A 19,023-nucleotide genomic window follows, 5' to 3' on the forward strand; every position below is an offset into this window, starting at 1 on the left:
GGAACTTCGTAGAAGTTCGCTGACGTCCGTACTCACCTAAGGAAAGTTTTGAATATGTCTTTATCTTCAATCTAAGCATTTTCAAAACTGAAAATGCTTTTCATTTTAACTAATCTGTTGCTGAGCTGTCTGCATCTTGTAGTAAACACCTTGCGCTTGCATTAGCTCTTCATGAGTGCCATGCTCAACAATATCGCCATCCACCATGACAAGGATCATATCAGCATTTTGAATAGTCGACAAGCGGTGAGCAATGATAAAGCTGGTCCGTCCCTTCATGAGCTGATTAAAGGCATCTTGAATCAAGACCTCCGTCCGAGTATCGATGGAGGATGTCGCCTCATCCAAGATTAAAATCTTAGGAACTGAAAGGAAAACCCGCGCAATCGTTAAGAGTTGGCGTTGACCTTGAGACAAAGACTCTCCAGCATCTGAAAGATACGTATCGTACCCTTGTGGCAACTGCCGAATGAAGAAATCTGCATTGGCTGCTTTGGCTGCTTCTATGACTTCTTCTCTAGTTGCATCTGGACGAGAAAAGGCGATATTTTCATGAATCGTCCCGACCTTGAGCCAGGTTTCTTGCAAAACCATACCAAACTGTTGGCGGTAAGAAGCACGGGTGTAGTCCGAAATTGGCACCCCATCAATCGTGATCTCTCCAGAATTAACAGGGTAGAAACGCATGAGCAGATTAATCAAGGTCGACTTTCCTGCTCCTGTAGGTCCTACAATGGCAACCTTACTGGCAGCTGGAACCTGAATGGTTAAATCTTTGATCAAAGTCCGCCCCAAATCATAGCCAAATGTGACGTGCTCAAAACCAATCGCACCTTTGACATCCTGACTTTCCAGAATCTGATGGCCTGTCTCTTCGACCTCAGCTTGATCCAAGACGCTATACAAGCGCTCTGCACAGGCAAGGGCACTTTGGAGTTCTGACAAGACAGAAGAGATATCATTAAAAGGCTTGGTGTATTGGTTGACATAATTGAGGAAGGTCACCAATTGACCAACAGTAAAGTGAGATCCCGAAATAATGCGTACAGCACCAAATCCAGCCACTACTGCATAAATCAAGGCATTCACAAAGCGAGTGGCAGGGTTGACAGTTGAAGAATAAAAGACAGCGGATTGGGAATAGTTGGCATAGCTTTCATTCGTCCCCTTAAAAGCCTTACGGAATTGATCCTGAGCGTTAAAGGACTGGATCAAACTTTCCTGGGTCAAAGACTCTTCAATCAACTGAGTTTGAAGACCACGCGCCTTGGTCTGCTTTTGGAAAAGCGTATAAGAACGCTTGGCAATAAAACGAGCAATCACCAGGGATAAAGGGGTCAAGACCAGAACCGCCACCATCATAAAGAAATCCAATTCCGCCATGGTCACGATAGTGACAAGAATGGTTAAGAGGCCAACAAAGAACTGGTTAAAGACCATCAGAAGACCACTATTGAGTTGCTCTACATCGGTCGTGAGGCGACTGACGAAGTCTCCGCTCCCTTGTTTATCTAGATAAGACAAGGGCAATCGGTGTACTTTTTCCATCACTTCTGCTCTTAGGCTTTGGCTAAAACGATAGACCAATTGATTGTATAACAAGGGATTGATCCATTGGATCAAGGTATTGGCCACAATGACCAGAACCATTTGGATCAAAACGGGCCATAAGACTTTCATCCCTTGAGGATTAATGACCAAGTCAACCGCATGTCCAATCAGGATCGGTAACCAGACTGTTAAGGCCACTTGAGCGATGGTTCCGAGACTAGCTAGAATCAGGAGCCCGGGATGGTGAGCAAAATCTCTAAACAGACGTTTTACATAACTAGAACGTTTTTGACTCATGCTTCCTCCCTCCCGTGTTGTGAATAATGAATTTCTTGATAAATCTCATTGGTAGACAAAAGGAAATCATGATTTCCCAGTCCTACTTGATGTCCCTTGTTCAAGACTAAAATCTGATCAGCAGACTTGAGACTATTGGTTCGTTGAGATACTAAGATCAAACTTGTATCACTCAATTCTTCTTTAATCGATTTTAAGAGACGAGCTTCCGTCAAATAATCCAAGGCGGAGGTTGAATCATCCAAAATCAAGAAAGGAGCCTTCTTCAAAAGGGCACGCGCAATGGTCAAACGCTGACGTTGCCCACCTGAGAAATTTCGACCAAAGGCTTCCACTTGCTCATCGAGTTGTCCTTCTTTTTCACGGACAAAATCAGCCGCCTGAGCCGTTTCTAGGGCCCACCACAAATCTTCATCCGATAGATTTTCTTCCATTCCAAGTAAGAGATTCGAGCGGATGGTTCCTCTAAAGAGCTCTGCCTTCTGTGGGACAACAGCTACCCACTCCCGCCACTCCTTGAGAGTTTTAGGAGAGTGACCTTGATGATAGAGGGCTAATTTCCCCTGACTCACGGTATACAAATGACTCAATAACTGAACCAGGGTGGATTTCCCTGATCCTGTACCACCGATAATTCCCAACATCTGTCCATGATCCAGATCAAATGAAATATTTTCTAGAGCTGGGCTTGAAGCCGTTGGATAAGTGAAAGAAACTTTCTCTACGCTGATCGCTTCTTGCTCTCTTGCAGTTTCTACTGGCAAAGCTTCTAAGAGGTCTTCTTCCTTCAAATCAAAAATCTCTTGGACACGCTTGGCTGAAATATAGCTGACATTTAAGGACGTGACCAGCATAGCGAGTTTGATCAATTCTGTTAAAATTTGTAATAAATAATTGACCAAAGCGACCAACATCCCTTGGGTTAGAAGACCAGCAGAGATATTCAATTGTCCTTGCCAAATGACACAAACCAAGGTCGTATTGACCACAAGGAAGGTCAAGGGACTCACCAAACTAGACCAGATACCAGCACGAATTTGCCAGATCTTGTAGTCCTGATTGACTTCTTTAAATTCGTCCAATTCACTCACTTGCTGTCCAAAGGCTCGAATCACCCGCATCCCTTGAAATTGCTGACGCGTCACCGTAACCATCCGGTCTGTGATTTTCCGAATCTTAGCAAAGAGCGGATTGACAATCCGTGACATGATCACAATAATCAGGGTTAAAATCGCCACCATCCCCAAGAACCAAAGGGTTAGTTTAGGACTGATGGTGAAAGCCATGATGATAGAACCAAAGACAATAATCGGTGCCCTCAAAAAGAGGCGCAAGAATTGGTTGATCCCAACCTGGATTTGATAGGTATCAGAAGTGAGACGAGTTACCAAACTAGAAGTACCGATCCTATCGCGCTTGTCCTTTGGAAGTGATAAGATCTTCTCATACAAATCCTTGGTCATCTCGCGGGTAAAACCGACAGCTGCCTTAGAAGAAAAATACTGGGCCGTAATAGCTACGACAACACCAAAGCTCGCAAATAAAAACAAAACACCAACCGTCATCACCACTGCGCTCGTTTCCTTTTTCGGAATGACCTGATCGACTAAGTGGGCGATGATTAAGGGGACACACAATTCAAAAATAGCTTCTAAAAGTTTAAACACGGGCCCTAGAAACGTTTCCCATAGATAGCCCTTAAAATACTTCAATAATGATTTCATACGACTCGATTCTTTTTTTAATGGATATACATATTTTACCACAAATTCTTAAGATGAAAAAACTCCCCCTACAGAGCAGAGAGAGTTGAATACTGACCAGATGAAGGTCAGAAATCTTATTCCTTCTTTGTTACCTTGCTTAAGGTCTTACCCATTTTCCCCAATCCAATCATTAGTAGTGGGAAAGAAAATAGTGTTATAAGGCCTAATACAAGAAAGACTGCTACAAAGCCACAGCTATCAATGAACCAACCAGTCAGTGGGAAAATGACAATCATAGATAGACTAAACATCATCGAATTGATACTCAGCATGGTTGCTCGCACACTGGATGGCAGATATGCTTGTAAATCATTGTAGTAGATGGGTTGGTAAACGGCATAAAGAGCATTGGTCAAGAGATAGACACACAGATAGGCGAATGGAGTCTTTACACCTACCAAAAACAAGGCCAACCCAGTCAGTGCAACCAGAATCGGAAAGACTTGATTACTATTCCATTTTTTCCCGATTTGACTGGCCAGATAAACCGCCAGGAGATTGAATCCACTACCAATTAACATGATAAGCGAAACTTGCCAACTGGCTAAGTCACTAATTTTCTGTTGGTAGTAAAAATAAAACATACACATGATGGTCCCTACCAACTGATAGGTGAGCATCCAGTAAAACAAGACTGGTTTGTCCTGCCATTCTTGTTTCACTACCTCCAATATCCGCTTTAAGGTCAAGTGACTTCGTTCATCACTCTTGCTCTCTGGCTCCTTCATGAGAAAAATCAAGAGTATGGAAAGCAAGGAAAGGCCAATGGAAATATAGTAGGTCCAAGCCAATGCTCCGTGAATAAAGAAGCCTGCCACGACTGTACCTAACGTTCGGGTGACTTCGGCCACACCAGACAAGAAGCTAGAAATCTGAAGATAACGGTCTTTTTGACCTGCTTCTACCGCTGAATCAAATAAGAAAGCTGTACTAGTCCCCGAGTCAAAATTATAAGACCAAGCATTGACCATCATAGCAATCGCATAGATCCAAAAGTTCCCCTGACCAAATAAAATCAAGATAGAAGATCCAATACTGGACAAGCGAGCCAAATAGAGATTGGTCTTGTAGCTAAAGCGATCGGCTAACATACCAGATGGGATCTCACACAAGAGACTCGTCCCATGAAAGATACTCTCTAATAAACCAATCTGAAGCAAAGAAAGACCATTTTGAATAAAAAAGAGAATCCAAAAACTGGTGATTCCAAAATAAGATGTAAATTCCAAACCTGCTAGGAGTGAAATATTGCGTTTGTAAGTTCTTTTAAACATTGTTTTTCCTCTTTCAATAGATTATATAAGTGTTTCTAAAAGACTTACTTAGATTTGCCTACATTTTCTCCACCTCCTTCATTTTTCTTGATTCATTTCTTGACGCAGCTGGGCCACTTGATTAGACAAGGACACCAACAATTCGGTTTGCAACTTTTGAATTTCCAGTAAATCCGTCTGGTCTTGTTGCACCATATGATCAATCTTCGTATGAAGCAAGCGAATTTCTCGTTCCGACTCCATATTAACGTTAAAGTCATTTCGCGCTTGCAGGCGATCATAATCTGCTGCCCTGTTTTGACTCATCATGATCAAAGGAGCTTGAATCGCCGCAATCGTAGAAAGTGCTAGATTGAGCAAGATGAAAGGATAAGGATCAAAATTCCAGCCAAAAGGATGCAGGACATTGATCAGCATCCAAATAGCCATCATCAGGATAAAACTAATGATAAAAGTCCATGAACCACCAAAGCGCGCAACAGAATCAGCCACCCGCTGACCGAAGGTATAGCTGGCTGTCAAGCGGTCTTCAACGTTAAAGGGACGCTCGCTTTCAGGCATGACACCTGTCACCTGCTGTTTAATGGCTTCGTTTTTATCATTGGCACGCTCAATAATCTGTCCAAGATAATCCATACAATATTGGCTCAAATTTTTATACGTGATAAAATCATCCATTTGACTTTCAGGATAGGAAGTCTTGAGCATCTGTTGAATGGAATGGTCTAGATCTGCGATCAAAGACCCCTGACCATCCTCGTATTCTTTCCCATCAATGATGTCTATTTTCAGCATTGAAATTCCTTTCATAGTTTTTTGAAGCAGATAAAAGTGAAAAACGCCTAATGGCGTTTTTACGTCTATTAAGGTTTGATACGATGCAACATACGTGGGAATGGAATAGCTTCACGGATGTGTTTAGTACCAACCGCGAAGGTAACCATCCGTTCAATCCCAATACCAAATCCACCGTGTGGAACTGTACCGTATTTACGAAGGTCAAGGTAGAATTCATACTCTGTACGATCCATGCCAAGTTCATCCATTTTTGCAACAAGGGCATCGTAGTCTTCCTCACGCATAGAGCCACCGATGATTTCTCCATAGCCTTCAGGAGCAAGCAAGTCTGCACAAAGCACGCGCTCTGGATTTCCAGGAACTGGTTTCATGTAGAAGGCCTTGATAGCTGCTGGGTAGTTCATGACAAATGTTGGCACACCAAAGTGGTTTGAAATCCAAGTCTCATGTGGTGAACCGAAGTCATCACCATGTTCCAAATGCTCGTAATCCGCATCTTCATCGTTTTCATGCTCTTGCAAGAGATCAATCGCTTCATCATAAGTGATCCGTTTGAATGGCTCTGCAATGTAGCGTTTCAAGAGCTCCGTATCACGCTCCAATGTTTCCAAGGCTTGAGGAGCACGGTCCAAAACACCTTGTAGAAGAGCTTTGACATAAGCTTCTTGCAAGTCAAGTGATTCATCGTGTGTCAAGTAAGAGTACTCAGCGTCCATCATCCAGAACTCAGTCAAGTGACGGCGAGTCTTAGATTTTTCAGCACGGAATACTGGTCCAAAGTCAAAGACGCGACCAAGGGCCATAGCACCAGCTTCCAGATAAAGCTGACCGGATTGACTCAAGTAGGCTGGTGTTCCGAAGTAGTCTGTTTCGAAAAGTTCTGTAGAATCTTCTGCAGCATTTCCTGAAAGAATTGGACTATCAAACTTCATGAAGCCATTCTTATCAAAGAACTCATAAGTTGCATAGATGATAGCATTACGAATTTGCATCACGGCTACTTGCTTACGTGAACGCAACCACAAGTGGCGGTTGTCCATCAAGAAGTCTGTCCCGTGTTCTTTAGGAGTGATTGGGTAATCTTGAGATTCACCGATCACTTCGATGTCTGTAATATCCAATTCGTAACCAAATTTAGAACGCTCGTCTTCTTTGACAATACCAGTCACAAACACTGAGGTTTCTTGGCTCAAGCGTTTGATGGTGTCAAATTTTTCAAGCCCCACTTCTTCGCCGAATTTTTCGATAAAGTTTGGTTTAAAAGCCACACCTTGGAAAAAGGCAGTCCCGTCACGCAATTGCAAGAAAGCAATTTTTCCTTTACCTGATTTGTTGGCCACCCAAGCACCGATGGTCACTTCTTGACCAACATAGTCTTTTACTTCGATGATAGTAATCCGTTTTGTCATCATTCATCTTCCTTTTCTCGTTAAACTTGTCCGAAGACATTATCTTCTTAATTGTATCATAAAAAGGCTTTCAGTGCTAGGCTCTACCTGTGAAAACCAGATTTTTTTTAAAGAAAAAGATCCTCAGCTCATTACTAAGGATCTTGTAATTTTATTTTTCCATAAAGGCCTTGAGTCGGCGAACAGCTTCTTTCAGGGTATCCAAATCTGTCGCATAAGACAAGCGAACATTTTCAGGGGCACCAAAGCCAGCTCCCGTTACTAAAGCAACCTCTGCTTCTTCTAAAATTGCTGTGGTAAATTCCGTCACATCCGTATAGCCCTTCATCTCCATGGCCTTCTTGACATTTGGGAAGAGATAGAAGGCTCCTTGAGGTTTGATGGCTTCAAAACCAGGTACTTCATTCAACAAAGGATAAATAGTATTCAAGCGTTCCTCAAAAGCTTGACGCATGATCTCAATAGAAGATTGGTCTCCTTTGAGGGCTTCGATTGCGGCATATTGGGAAACGGTTGTTAAGTTGGAAGTTGTTTGGCTGATCACCTTGGCCATAGCTCCGATAATCTCAGAATCTCCTACAGCAAAACCAACCCGCCAACCAGTCATAGCATAGGTTTTAGAAACTCCGTTAATCACGATGGTTTGCTTGCGAATCGCTTCTGATAAGCTAGAAATGGGCGTAAAGGTATTGCCATTGTAGACTAATCGCCCATAGATATCGTCTGCCAAAATCAAGATATCATGCTCGACAGCCCAGTTTCCGATTGCTTCGAGTTCTTCTTTACTGTAGATCATTCCTGTTGGATTGGATGGCGAATTCAGCAAGACAACCTTGGTCTTGTCTGTCCGTGCTGCTTCCAATTGCTCTACCGTTGCCTTGAAGTGATTTTCTTCTGTTGTTTGGAAAGTAACAGGTGTGCCTTCTACCATCTTCACCTGGTCTACATAAGAAACCCAGCAAGGGGTTGGAATGATGACTTCATCACCTGGATTGATGACAGAAGTAAAGAAGGCATAGATGATAAACTTAGCACCAGTACCGACCACAACCTCATTTCGATTCACTGCATAGCCATAAAACTCTTTCATATAGTCGCTAATGGCATCCTTCAATTCTGGAAGTCCAGATGCTACCGTATAAAAGCTAGCGCGACCATCCTCGATCGATGCGACTGCTGCTTCTTGAATATTTTTTGGAGTCGCAAAGTCAGGTTGACCCAGGGTCAAACTTAAGATATCACGACCTTCTGCTGCCAAAGCTTTGGCACGCGCATTTGCAGCCAAGGTCACACTTTCTTCCATTTCCAATACACGATTTGATAATTTCATATTTCCTCCTCAAATCTTAAAAAACACCGGTGACTTTTCCAGTCTTGAAATCCACCACATAATAAGAGCTCCCAGCCTTAACTTCCCAGATCGGTTTGCCTTTAAAGCGTCCAAAAGTGACACGATCAATCGCGTCCTGACTCTTCTCTTTGACGACGGAAGCTGCCTCTTTGGAGCTAACTCCTTCTTTCAAAGGGTAGGTATAGACTGCTTCATCCGCCTGCGCCACCAAAACCGCTAGATCTTGCCCCTCTTGGTCCTTGCCAATAAAGGAAAGATAGGCTTCTCTGCCATGAAAGAAACTCTCCGTCTCAATGGTCGCAATCGAAGAGTGAGACAGAGCTATTTTTCTTGCTTGTGCCATTTGATCCTGCAAGCGATCAGAAGTTTTTTCAGCAAGAAATAGCCAAGAAAAAAGGACCGTCAACACTAAGATACAGATTCCTATTATATGTTGCCATATTATAAAAAGATTATTTTTCTGTTTCACTCCCCCATTATACACCAAAGCCACCTAGAATTCTATAGATTTTCAAGAAAGAATTGTTACTAATATTTCATACCTATTACAATGTTTTAGTATAAAATTGTTTGATAAACAAACTAAAATTAACACCTTGTATATTTTATGTTCATAGTTCAATAAATTTGTCACAATTTTGTAACTAATTTGAAAATAAAATTAAACGACAGAAACACTATTTATTGATAAAATATAGATATGGAAAATTTAAAGAGATTATTCAAAGAAGCAAACGTAGATTTAAAAACCATGATCGTCTTCCACAAGGCAGAACGATTGATCCGTGCGTCTGAGGCTCATATCTTTAAAAAGCACCAGTTGACACCAACTCAATTCTCTGTTCTTGAGACCTTGTACAGCAAGGGCGATCTCCGCATTCAAGATCTGATTGATAGCATTCTTGCGACCTCTGGAAATATGACTGTGGTTATTCGCAATATGGTCCGCGATGGTTGGATTACACGCGAAACCGATCCAGAAGACCGCCGTGCTTATCTTGTATCTATTACAGATGCCGGTCGTAAAAAGATCGAAGAAGCTCTTCCAGATCATATCAAAAATATTCAACGCTTGATGCAAGTCTTTAATAGTGGCGAGCAAGCTGAGTTGACAGAACTCTTGAAGAAATTCAAACATATCGCCTAAGCCTACTGCTCAAGACGATTCTGACTCCAAAATCCTCTATTTTGGAGTTTTCATCGTGCATTCTCTTTATCTAACAGATCAAAAAAATATTCCTGACGCTTCTCAGGAATATTTTTATTTATTCTTTCACAAAGATCCATTCTTTCTCTTGCGATAAATCCTCACGATAAGAAAAACCTGCTACTTCTAGTGATTTCAGATCTTCTAGATGGGTGATTTCTTCCTTCATCATGGCTGTCACCATAGCCCCACGTGCTTTCTTTGAAATCGTTGAGTGAATCTTTAGTGTCCCACCACGATTCTCCATAAATTTGATCCGAATCATTCGCTCACGAATGGCTTTTGAAAAGACCTGTTCAAACTCAGAAGACAAAAGGGATAAGATCTGCTCCTCACCTTCTACTGCCTGATCATAGTCCTCTTTCCAGAATGCCTTTAGAGATTTTCCAGCTGGTTTTAGCTTCATCATAAAATCCAAGCGATGGGGCGCAATCCCTTCATAGGCAGGTAGCACACCGTATAAAGCAGTCGTGATCAACAAATGTTCCTGAAGATAAGCCTGCTCTTTTTCAGATAAGTCTTGACGCTCGATACTACGGTACATAAGGCCATCAAACAGTTCCAAAGCAGGATAGGTTTTAGCACTCCCAGCTAACAGAGCTTCAATTCTTTCCTTTTCTACTAGGGCTCTTTCTTCTGAGATCCCGTAAAAGGTCGCTAATTCTTCTAGCGAGAATGCCTTCAAAGCTTGGAGGATGGTTTTTGTGTTCTCTGACAAGGGTTGGGGCTCGACGATACGAGCCTGTTCGTTCAGTTCTTTAGCGGATGGAATTAATAGTTTCATAGTTCTATTGTACCATAATTTTCAAATTTTCTTGACAGGAGTTTTTATTAATGTTATTATCTAGTTATGAAAACTAGATTAAAGAAAGGTGAAGATTTAGTGTCCACTTTTTCCTATCCAACGTGGGAGCAACTGCCTGAGCTAGACCTCTATCTCGATCAGGTCCTACTTTATGTCAATAAAACCTGTGCACCTGTTCTCTCTTCTTCAGACAAGGGCTTGACGGCTGCCATGATCAACAATTACGTAAAACATGGCTATGTCGAAAAACCAGATAAGAAGAAATACCAGCGTAGACAGGTGGCTCGCTTAATCGCTATTACAACCTTAAAAACGGTCTTTTCTATTCAGGAGATCGCTTCTACCTTAAATTTCTTGCAGGACCAGGCGAGTTCAGATCTTCTCTATAATAGCTTTGTCGCTTATCTCAATGAGCAAAAAGAGCCGATCGCTCCCATCATTCGCTCTGCCTGTCAGACGGTTCAACTTTATCTTGAAACCCTATCTTATATTCAACCAGTAAAAACGGAGGAAGAAACTGATGAATTACACCATGAAACTAAGTAAAAAATTATCCTTTGGAGAAGAGATCGCTAATAGCGTAACCCATGCTGTTGGCGCCCTCCTCATGTTGATCTTGCTTCCGATCTCAGCAGTCTATAGCTTTGAGCAACACGGTCTGCTCAGTGCTTTTGGGACTTCTATCTTTGTGATCAGTCTCTTTTTGATGTTTCTTTCTTCGACCGTCTACCATGCCATGTCTTACGATTCACCTCAAAAGTATGTGCTTCGCATTATCGACCATTCAATGATCTACATTGCGATCGCAGGTAGTTACACACCAGTCGTCCTTACCTTGATGAACAACTGGATGGGCTACAGCATTATCTTGATCCAATGGGGCACTACCATCTTTGGTATTCTCTACAAGATCTTTGCCAAAAAAGTCAATGAAAAGTTCAGTCTCGCTCTTTACTTGATCATGGGCTGGTTGGTCATCTTTATTATTCCCCAAATCGTTAGCCAAACCAATCCGATCTTCTGGGGTCTCATGCTCATGGGCGGCCTGTGCTACACGGTTGGAGCTGGCTTTTATGCTAAGAAAAAACCATACTTCCACATGATTTGGCACCTCTTCATCCTGGCGGCTTCTGCTCTTCAGTATTTAGCGATTGTATATTTTATGTAATATGCTCACCACTCTTATGAGTGGTTTTTTTTTGATTTTTTCTGTACAATAGAAAAAAACTGTATGGGGACAGTCGGAATGAAGACGAGCAAATACCAACAAATTATCGATTTCTTAAAAGAAGCTATTCAAGATGGAGAACTGGAAACTGGACAAAAAATTCCTTCTGTTCGCCAGTTAGCTAGTCAATTTTCTTGTAGTAAGGACACGGTGCAACGGGCCTTGCTGGACTTGACTTACCAGCACTTCCTCTATGCTAAGCCTCAGAGTGGCTACTATGTTTTGGAGCAAGAACCTGATCGACATGAGGATCTTCCACTAAAATTAGAGAAAGACCGCAACCAGGCTTTCGAGGACTTCCGAACCTGTATCAATGAAACCTTGATTGGACGGGAGAATTATCTCTTCAATAACTTTTCGGACCAAGCAGGATTACTAGAGGTACGCCAATCGATCCAAGACTTATTGAAGGAAGAAGGTATTTATACGACTGCGGATCAGATTGTTTTGACTGCTGGTACCCAGCAGGCGCTCAATATCCTCAGCCAGATTGACTTTCCCAATAAAAAGTCTCAGATCTTGATCGAGCAACCGACTTATCATCGGATGAACCAACTCTTAGATTCGCAGCAACTTGCCTACCGTACCATTCAACGAAATTTAATGGGAATTGATCTCGAGGAACTTGAAGAGATTTTCAAAAGTGGCCATATCAAATTCTTCTACACGATCCCTCGTTTTCACTATCCGCTCGGTCATAGCTATTCGACCAAGCAGAAAGAAGCGATCTTGCAACTAGCTGACCAATATGATGTTTACCTTGTTGAGGACGACTATCTTGGAGATCTTGATGGCAGCAATGCTCCTTCTTTTCATTATTTGGATCAAAAGAACCGTGTCATCTATATCAAATCTTTTTCGACCAATCTCTTTTCTGCTCTTCGCATCACTTCCATGATCCTTCCCCAAGCCCTTCTAAAGCCGGTCTTAACCTATAAGACGATTCTGGACTATGATAGCAATCTCATCATGCAAAAGGCCTTGAGTCTCTACATTGATAACGGTATGTATCTGACCAATAAAAAGCGACTCCTAGCCAGAAAAAGAGAGGTAGAAGCCAGTCTAAAGACCTTGATGGCCCAGTCTCCTCTTCTTCCCCATCTGACCCTGACCCACGATGGGATCCTTCTAGGACTCAGCCAAGTTCAATCCCTTGCTGCCTTAAAACACAGTGGACTCCCGCTTGATTTCTTTGAAGCAGCCTACATCACTTCTTGTCCTTATCAACTCGCCAAGATCAAATCGGCAGATGTGACCAATGTTTTACCAAAGCTTACGCCTTTTTTTGAAAGAGAAACCCTCGTATAGACTATACGAGGGTTTTTCTTATTTCTTTAATTGCTCATAGATCAGTTTAGCATTTTGAAGGCCGATCCGATAATCGAGGCGAATCAGGCGAATCGCTTCCATCTCTGGTTCTTTGAGGTACTTCTCTTTTTGTTCCTTAGAAATACTACCTGGTTTAAGAAGATAGTGAGTGAATTGATTTCTGACTTTATTGAGCTCAACTTGAAGGGTGAAATAAAGTCCAAATAAGACAATCACAACTCCCATCATGATCAGATCGTTTGACATGGTTTATGCTCCCTTTTTCTGTTCTTTTCTTTATTTTACAGCTTTCAAGAAAGAAAAACAAGGTTAAATTTGCATTTAGACCTTGTTTATCCTTATTTCATCATACCAGCCTGGAGGTCATACATTTTCTTATACGTTCCTCCTAGAGCAATGAGTTGATCGTGATTGCCCGATTCGATGATTTTTCCTTTATCGAGAACATAGATGCAATCGGCATCTTGGATGGTAGAAAGGCGATGGGCAATGGCAATAGTCGTCCGCCCTTGGCGCATCTTCTTCAGAGAATTTTGGATCATCTCTTCCGTCTCTTGGTCGATATTGGCAGTGGCCTCATCCAAAATGAGGATCTTAGGCTGGGCAGCAATGGTCCGAGCAAAAGCCAGAAGCTGACGCTGACCAGTCGATAAGGTAGAACCCCGCTCTGTTACCGGATGATCATAGCCACCGGGTAGACTCTCAATAAAGTCTGCTACATCCACAAATGCAGCTGCTTGTCGGATTTCCTCATCTGTCAGTTCTTCATGATACATTCGGATATTAGAAGCAATGGTTCCATGATAGAGGAAGGGTTCTTGCAACACTAAACCGATGGACTTGCGCAAGGCTTCCTGGCTGTAGTTCTTGATATCCTGTCCATCAATCAAGATCTGGCCACGATCAAATTCATAAAAGCGCATGAAGAGATTGATAATAGAGGATTTACCAGAACCAGTATGACCAACAAAAGCGATGGTTTGTCCGTTTTTAACCTCAAAGGAGATATCTTTTAGGACATCCCGTTTGCCATCATAAGAAAAAGATACATGGTCAAAGCGAATATCTCCCCGCTCGATTTCTTTCAGGCTACCAGCTTGCTTTGGCTCGTAGTCATCTCGATCCATCATTTCAAAGACACGCCCTGCAGAAATGGTTGAGGTCTGCAAGGTTGCAAAGTTCTGCGTAACATCAATCAAGGGCTGGAAAAGCTGGCTAACATACTGGATAAAGGCATAGATAAGACCTGCTGTAAAGCCAGAGGACTGCCAATTTAGGCCGAAAAAGGTTAGAATAACCGCATAAGCCAGAACCTGTAACAGGGTCATAGCTGGCCTCAAAAAGAGGGAATTGACATCCACAGATCGGTTGGCATAGTCTAAATGTTCCCCATTTATCTGTTCGAATTCATCCGTCAAGCGCTTTTCTTGACGAAAGGCCTGTACGATCCGCATTCCTTCAATGGATTCCGATAATTTCACATTGATATCTGATAATTTTTGTCGTGTCATCTTGACCAAGCGATTGGATAACTTGCGATAGAGACGAATGGAAAACCAAATAATGGGAAGAAAAGGCAGGATCCAAATAGTCAAATGCCAGTCCAAGCTAAACATGGTTACAAGAGTGACTAGAAAGAGTAGAAAGGATGAAACCAGGCTTGAAAAGACCGTAGAAAACATGTCTGCGACTGCCTGGGTATCATTGGTCACGCGCGAAACAATCGAACCTGCTGCTGTCTGGTCATAAAAGGACATACCCAGCCTTTGAAGATTTTGGAAAATATCTAGACGAATGTCTCTTACGATAGAATTGGATACACGCGCAAAGGTTAACTGACTCAGATAAGTTGCCAGCACGCGCCCAATGAATAACCCATAGTAGAGAATCAAAAACTGAAAAGCTGTCAAAACTGGTGAGCCTGCTTCTGTTGGATCCACTAGGTGGTCAATATACCAGCGAGCTGCAAGTGGGATCGCCGTCAATAACAGACTAGTTAGAAAGGTAAAGGCTAAGGCTAGGGCTGTTAGCCATTTATAACGCCACATGTAAGTCAAGAGCCGCTTCATCACATGAGCTTCAGATGTTTTCATTCAGCTTTCCCTCCATTTCTTCTGATAATTGTTGGGCTTGGTAGGTTTCATAGTACCAACCTTTTTGAGCCATTAATTCCTCGTGATTTCCTCGCTCCTTGATCTGTCCATTCTCCATTACTAGAATCAAATCCGCATGAACGATCGCTGATAGGCGGTGGGCTGTAATGATCGTTGTTTTCCCCTTGCGTTCTAGCTTCATATTTTCAATGATTTGGTGCTCCGTTTTAGCATCTACTGCAGACAGGGAATCATCCAGAATCAAGATCTCAGGATTCATGACCAATGCTCGACTCATGGCAATTCTTTGCTTTTGCCCGCCAGAAAGAGAGACCCCTCTCTCTCCTAACACTGTCTCCATCTGGTCTGGCATGACCAGAATATCCTCATAGACTCCACAAGTTCTCAGAGCCTTCATTACCTCTTCTTCCTCGATCTGTGGATCTGAAAAAGCTACATTCTCACGAATGGTCATGGCAAAAAGGATCTGATCCTGAGGGACATAGCCGATCAAGCTTCGAAGATCCTCTAAGCGATAATGTTTGATGGAGATTCCATTGAGCAAAATATCTCCCTGCTCCAAGTCATGCTCTCTAAGCAAGAGACGCAACAAGGTAGTCTTTCCAGATCCAGTTGGTCCTACAATTCCAAGGGTTTGCCCTTTTTCTAAATGAAAGGCAACCTTCTCAAGGACAGGCTCTTTCTCATAGGCGAATTCTTCAATGTCATATTCCAAATCTCCATTTTGGATTTCTCTGACTGGATGACTTGAATCTTGAATATCCGGTATTTCTGCTAAAAGTGTCTCAATCCGATCATAGGAGACACTAGCTCGCTGACTAATATTAAACAGGAAGCCCATGGCTTGGAGGGGCCAGACGAGCATATTGAGATAGATAATAAAGGTTACGATTTGTCCAACCGTCAGGCTTCCTTCCTGAACAAATAGCCCCCCGAAGTAGAGCGTCAAAACATAGGAGAGACCGACAAAAAGAAGAGTAGTCGGATCAAACAAAGCATTGTAACCGGCTGAAGTCATATTTTTTGAAAAGACCATCTGATTGGTTTTTTCAAAAGCCTGAATCTCATCTGCCTGAAAGCCAAAGGATTTGGTCACTTTGACTCCTGATACTGATTCCTGGACAAAGTTGTTCAGCTCTGAGAATCCTTCTTGGGCCTCTTTGAAGGCTTTGTGGTTTTTACGGCCAATAGTTGAAGTCACTACCACCATAACCGGTAGAGGCAAAATAGCTAAGAGGGTTAAGCGCCAATCAATCATGAAAAACATGCTAACTAGGGTCACCAAGGCGGTCACAGAAGCATCCACTGCAGACATAACCCCGCCACCAGCAAACATAGTCACCGCATTGATATCATTGGTGGCATGGGCCATGAGATCCCCTGTCCGATAACTCTGATAAAAAGACGGAGACATGAGCGTAAATTGCTTAAACAAACGGTAACGCAAGATCCGAGCCAACTTATTGGCCGTCCCAAAAATATAGCGTCTCCAAACAAAACGAAGGCCATACATGGCTAGAGCTGCGAGGACCAAAAGGGCAATATCCATAACTAACTGCCCCAGTGTCAGCTTTCTTTTATCGATCAAATCGATCACAAGGCCCATGATTCTTGGAGGAATGAGATTTAAAAAGCTAACCAAGATCAAGGCCCCTATCCCGATCAAGTATCGCTTCTTCTCTAAATTAAAAAACCAAGATAATTTCCTCAACAGATTCATCTTATTTCCCCTTTTTTGTGAGTTGCCAACTACTATCCACTAGAGCAAACAACTCCTCATCAGCAATTGTTCCATCTAAGGGGATACTCACCCAATATTTTTTATTCATATGAAAAGCTGGATAAATCCCCTTCTGCTGGATGAAACGGGCTACTTGATCAGACTTAACATTCAAAACTTCTATTTTCCCAGACTTGCCAGCATCTAGTTTTTTCCAATCAATGGTCATAAAGACACCATACCACTTGAGGGTGTCTCGGTGGCGAATGGCACCAGATTCTGGAGATCTCTCCCACAAATACTCAATCGTTCCCTGATAGTACAGAGAGATATAGGCCATGAGACGCTTGGCTTGAGGATAGAGAAATTTCTCTACCTCAAAACAAGCTTGGCGAATCCTTGCAAGACTTTCCTGACAAGCTTCTCTGACTTGGCCAACGAAATTTCCTTGTAGCTGTTCCTGATGGATCTGGATATACTCGTCCCCTGTATCCTGATCATAGACCTGAAAAGATATCTTCTGGTCGCAGACACGGACCTTTAAGAGAAAAGAGTCCGATAAGACGGGACACTGGTACTCATAGCCTGCCCCTCTCTTTTCAAATCCATAAACCAATCCCTTTTCTGGCTGAAAGGTGTATCGGTCAAAATAATGCTCTAAAAACATTTTCTCTCCCTTATTCATTTTTGCACTAGAAGAGGCTGGAAACAACGTCTCCAACCTTGATAACGGATCTTCAAAACTACTTCAGGCAGTGAGCGTTTCTTTTTTAAAACACGATGCGCGTGCCATGCAGTTGACAAACACCCAATTGCTCCAAAAAGAGCTGACGATTGTCAAGGGTCACACCTCCACCTGGTAGGATCTGAATCTTTCCCTTAGCCGCATCTAATAAACGATGATAGTGTGCAAAACGTTGCTCTAGTGGGTCACCTGGACTTCCAGCTCGTGTTAAAATGCGGGCTACACCCTGATCAGAAAGCCACTCAATCGCTTCTAGCTGATCTGTATGAGCTAACTCATCAAAGGCCATATGAAAGACCACCTCTGCCTCTCCACAGGCTGCAAGTAAAAGCTGCATGACCCTCTTGTCCAACTTTCGATCACTCGTCAGCGCACCCAGCACAAAACAAGTAATCCCTATTTCTTTCGCAGCACGAATATCCGTCAGCATAGCTTCGACTTCTGGATCAGTGTAGACAAAATCTCCACCACGGGGCCGAATGATCACACATAGATCCACGGACTTCTCTCTTGTCCGTTTGATTGCTTCATTGATCACACCTATACTCGGTGTGGTCCCGCCTACTGCCAGGTTGTCACACAGTTCAATGCGACCTGCCCCAGCAGCAATCGCCTTATCAATAAAAGTTAAATTCTCTGCACAAAATTCAAAGACAAGCATGACAACTCCAATTACAAAGACTTAAAACAAGGATATACTAACGGTTACCTTAGCATTGCCATTTTCCACTCTCGCTTTTGAGATAGTATAACCTGCTTGAGGGATCTCAAGGGTGATTTGATCACCATTAACCGTGAAGCCACTTCCATTTTGATTGGATTGATCCTTCAAATAGTTGAGAACCAAGAATTTTGGAATGGGCATTTTCCCTAATTTAGCACCGGTCACAGTCAAATTCATGACATTGTTTTCGACTTGACCGGTCATGGTTAAATCTAGATAGCTATCGACTGGCCCTAATGATACAGGAACTTTGACGTGAAGGTCATTGCCATCCATTCCTAGTGACATCTTTTGATAGTCAGAATTGTCAAGGGCGGATCCAGCACTTGTTTTTACGACCTGACTTAATTGTACAGAATTGAGACTTAGCTCAGTTGAGACCCCTTCAGTGCTCACAGAAGCATTTGAAACTGCATTTTGAGCCAGCTCAATCAAAGAACTCCCTGCCTGCACATTTCTCAGCTGCTCCCCTTCAGGAATAGATCCAGGAACCAACAGGACCACTAATAAAATAAATAAAACGATCACCATGCCAATCAGGCGTCTCATCCACTTAAACATCTGCTCCTCCAATACGTGTAAAGTTGTATTCTTATTGTACCTTAATTCTAAAGAAATTGCGACTAAGAGGGGCCTTTAGAAAGCAAAAGAGAGCGTGGGACAGAAATCGGTAATTCGTTAGAATTCGATTTCGTCGTCCCACCT

The 19,023-nt window shown here is 42.6% G+C and carries 18 protein-coding genes; 4 read left to right on the top strand and 14 right to left on the bottom strand.

Annotated features, from left to right (window positions below):
• Positions 1-105: 105 nt before the first annotated feature.
• The 7 genes from ADG03_RS01395 to ADG03_RS01425 all read right to left on the bottom strand — a co-directional run bounded on the left by ADG03_RS01395 (position 106) and on the right by ADG03_RS01425 (position 8,789).
• Positions 106-1,848 (bottom strand): ABC transporter ATP-binding protein, encoded by a 1,743-nt coding sequence (locus ADG03_RS01395; protein WP_049471718.1) that lies wholly within the window; start codon positions 1,846-1,848, stop codon positions 106-108.
• Positions 1,845-3,572, bottom strand: coding sequence for an ABC transporter ATP-binding protein (locus ADG03_RS01400; RefSeq protein ID WP_049471719.1), 1,728 nt, complete (start codon positions 3,570-3,572; stop codon positions 1,845-1,847). Before ADG03_RS01400 ends, ADG03_RS01395 begins: the two co-directional genes overlap by 4 nt.
• 116 nt (positions 3,573-3,688) lie before the next feature.
• Positions 3,689-4,888, bottom strand: a complete 1,200-nt coding sequence (locus ADG03_RS01405; RefSeq protein WP_049471720.1) for an MFS transporter — start codon at positions 4,886-4,888, stop codon at positions 3,689-3,691.
• A 78-nt stretch (positions 4,889-4,966) separates the two neighbouring features.
• Positions 4,967-5,683, bottom strand: a complete 717-nt coding sequence (locus ADG03_RS01410) for a DUF1003 domain-containing protein (RefSeq protein WP_049471721.1) — start codon at positions 5,681-5,683, stop codon at positions 4,967-4,969.
• 68 nt (positions 5,684-5,751) lie between these two features.
• Positions 5,752-7,098, bottom strand: a complete 1,347-nt coding sequence (gene asnS / locus ADG03_RS01415) for an asparagine--tRNA ligase (RefSeq protein WP_049471722.1) — start codon at positions 7,096-7,098, stop codon at positions 5,752-5,754.
• A gap of 148 nt (positions 7,099-7,246) precedes the next feature.
• The gene (locus tag ADG03_RS01420; RefSeq protein ID WP_049471723.1) at positions 7,247-8,425 is read right to left on the bottom strand and encodes a pyridoxal phosphate-dependent aminotransferase; all 1,179 of its coding nucleotides are present in this window, start codon (positions 8,423-8,425) and stop codon (positions 7,247-7,249) included.
• A 16-nt stretch (positions 8,426-8,441) separates the two neighbouring features.
• On the bottom strand, positions 8,442-8,789 hold the full coding sequence (locus ADG03_RS01425; RefSeq protein ID WP_230514274.1) for a cell wall elongation regulator TseB-like domain-containing protein: 348 nt from the start codon (positions 8,787-8,789) through the stop codon (positions 8,442-8,444).
• 357 nt (positions 8,790-9,146) lie between these two features.
• Here ADG03_RS01425 and ADG03_RS01430 point away from each other — a divergent pair, with 357 nt between their 5' ends.
• Positions 9,147-9,593 carry a MarR family winged helix-turn-helix transcriptional regulator gene (locus tag ADG03_RS01430; RefSeq protein WP_003001765.1) on the top strand — a complete coding sequence of 149 codons (447 nt, stop codon included), beginning with the start codon at positions 9,147-9,149 and terminating at the stop codon, positions 9,591-9,593.
• Positions 9,594-9,711: 118 nt separating this feature from the next.
• On the opposite strand, the gene yaaA is transcribed toward ADG03_RS01430, so the two are convergent.
• Positions 9,712-10,437 (bottom strand): peroxide stress protein YaaA, encoded by a 726-nt coding sequence (gene yaaA / locus ADG03_RS01435; protein ID WP_045759528.1) that lies wholly within the window; start codon positions 10,435-10,437, stop codon positions 9,712-9,714.
• 66 nt (positions 10,438-10,503) lie between these two features.
• Between yaaA and ADG03_RS01440 the strand changes: the two genes are divergently transcribed.
• The 3 genes from ADG03_RS01440 to ADG03_RS01450 all read left to right on the top strand — a co-directional run bounded on the left by ADG03_RS01440 (position 10,504) and on the right by ADG03_RS01450 (position 12,994).
• Entirely contained in the window at positions 10,504-11,004 is a 501-nt protein-coding gene (locus ADG03_RS01440) for a DUF1836 domain-containing protein (protein WP_013903686.1), read from the top strand.
• A complete protein-coding gene (trhA, locus tag ADG03_RS01445; protein WP_003011253.1) occupies positions 10,979-11,626 on the top strand; it encodes a PAQR family membrane homeostasis protein TrhA in 648 nt (215 codons plus the stop codon). Before ADG03_RS01440 ends, trhA begins: the two co-directional genes overlap by 26 nt.
• A gap of 63 nt (positions 11,627-11,689) precedes the next feature.
• Positions 11,690-12,994 (top strand): aminotransferase-like domain-containing protein, encoded by a 1,305-nt coding sequence (locus ADG03_RS01450; protein WP_037599328.1) that lies wholly within the window; start codon positions 11,690-11,692, stop codon positions 12,992-12,994.
• Positions 12,995-13,012: 18 nt separating this feature from the next.
• On the opposite strand, the gene ADG03_RS01455 is transcribed toward ADG03_RS01450, so the two are convergent.
• The 6 genes from ADG03_RS01455 to ADG03_RS01480 form a co-directional block, all read right to left on the bottom strand.
• On the bottom strand, positions 13,013-13,261 hold the full coding sequence (locus ADG03_RS01455) for a hypothetical protein (protein ID WP_023918292.1): 249 nt from the start codon (positions 13,259-13,261) through the stop codon (positions 13,013-13,015).
• Positions 13,262-13,353: 92 nt separating this feature from the next.
• Positions 13,354-15,108 (bottom strand): ABC transporter ATP-binding protein, encoded by a 1,755-nt coding sequence (locus tag ADG03_RS01460; protein ID WP_023918294.1) that lies wholly within the window; start codon positions 15,106-15,108, stop codon positions 13,354-13,356.
• Positions 15,095-16,849: an ABC transporter ATP-binding protein gene (locus tag ADG03_RS01465; protein ID WP_049471724.1), complete on the bottom strand. Its 1,755-nt coding sequence runs from the start codon at positions 16,847-16,849 to the stop codon at positions 15,095-15,097. Before ADG03_RS01465 ends, ADG03_RS01460 begins: the two co-directional genes overlap by 14 nt.
• A 1-nt stretch (position 16,850) precedes the next feature.
• Positions 16,851-17,516, bottom strand: a complete 666-nt coding sequence (locus tag ADG03_RS01470) for an MmcQ/YjbR family DNA-binding protein (RefSeq protein WP_049471725.1) — start codon at positions 17,514-17,516, stop codon at positions 16,851-16,853.
• A 103-nt stretch (positions 17,517-17,619) separates the two neighbouring features.
• Entirely contained in the window at positions 17,620-18,255 is a 636-nt protein-coding gene (locus ADG03_RS01475) for a copper homeostasis protein CutC (protein WP_049471726.1), read from the bottom strand.
• A gap of 21 nt (positions 18,256-18,276) precedes the next feature.
• The gene (locus ADG03_RS01480; protein WP_049471727.1) at positions 18,277-18,879 is read right to left on the bottom strand and encodes a hypothetical protein; all 603 of its coding nucleotides are present in this window, start codon (positions 18,877-18,879) and stop codon (positions 18,277-18,279) included.
• Positions 18,880-19,023: the final 144 nt, after the last annotated feature.

It is taken from the genome of Streptococcus parasanguinis (assembly GCF_001069785.1).
GTDB classification, from domain to species: domain Bacteria; phylum Bacillota; class Bacilli; order Lactobacillales; family Streptococcaceae; genus Streptococcus; species Streptococcus parasanguinis_T.